This window comes from Streptomyces sp. NPDC028991, assembly GCF_055564775.1.
This window is the reverse complement of the sequence record NZ_JBVHVP010000075.1, coordinates 1-1,132: the sequence shown is the minus strand read 5'-3', so window position 1 is coordinate 1,132 and position 1,132 is coordinate 1. Positions and strand designations below refer to the sequence as shown.

2 protein-coding genes are annotated in these 1,132 nt (G+C 70.9%); both read left to right on the top strand.

Annotated features, from left to right (window positions below):
• On the top strand, positions 1–432 hold a 432-nt coding region (gene cysD / locus ACZ4V1_RS35895; RefSeq protein ID WP_468345374.1), incomplete at its 5' end, for a sulfate adenylyltransferase subunit CysD.
• 2 nt (positions 433–434) lie between these two features.
• A partial coding sequence (locus ACZ4V1_RS35890; RefSeq protein WP_468345371.1) for a GTP-binding protein occupies positions 435–1,132 on the top strand: 698 nt, incomplete at its 3' end.

The window sequence follows — 1,132 nt, the reverse complement described above, 5'->3', positions numbered from 1 at the left end:
CCGCGCCGCCAGCGCCCCGAGCTGTGGAACCTCTACAACGGCCGGCACGCCCCCGGCGAGCACGTCCGCGTCTTCCCGCTCTCCAACTGGACCGAGCTGGACGTGTGGCAGTACATCGCCCGCGAGGGCATCGAACTGCCGGCGATCTACTACGCCCACGAACGCGAGGTCTTCGCCCGCGCCGGCATGTGGCTGACCGCCGGCGAGTGGGGCGGCCCGAAGGACGAAGAGACGGTGGTCAAGCGGCGGGTCCGCTACCGCACCGTCGGCGACATGTCCTGCACCGGAGCCGTCGACTCCGACGCCGACACCATCGAGAAGGTGATCGCCGAGATCGCCGTCTCCCGGCTCACCGAACGCGGCGCGACCCGGGCCGACGACAAGATGTCCGAGGCCGCGATGGAAGACCGCAAGCGCGAGGGGTACTTCTAGCCATGACCAGCACCACCGAACCCACCGAACCCACGGCGGCCTGGCAGCTCGCGGAGACCACCCTGCTGCGGTTCGCCACCGCCGGATCCGTCGACGACGGCAAGTCCACCCTGGTCGGCCGCCTCCTGCACGACTCCAAGTCGATCCTCACCGACCAGCTCGAAGCCGTCGAACGCGCCTCCGCCGGCCGCGGCCAGGACACCCCCGACCTCGCACTGCTCACCGACGGCCTGCGGGCCGAACGCGAGCAGGGCATCACCATCGACGTGGCCTACCGCTACTTCGCCACCCCCCGCCGCCGGTTCATCCTCGCCGACACCCCCGGCCACGTGCAGTACACCCGGAACATGGTCACCGGCGCCTCCACCGCCGAGCTCACCGTGATCCTCGTCGACGCCCGCAACGGCGTCGTCGAGCAGACCCGCCGGCACGCCGCGATCGCCGCCCTGCTGCGCGTCCCGCACGTCGTCCTCGCCGTCAACAAGATGGACCTGGCCGACTACCAGGAGCCCGTGTTCGCCGCCATCGCCGAGGAGTTCACCGCCTACGCGACCGAGCTGGGCGTCCCGGAGGTCACCGCGATCCCGATCTCCGCGCTCGCCGGCGACAACGTGGTGGAACCCTCCGCGGTCATGGACTGGTACGGCGGCCCGACCGTCCTGGAACACCTGGAGACCGTCCCGGTCAGCCACGACCTCGC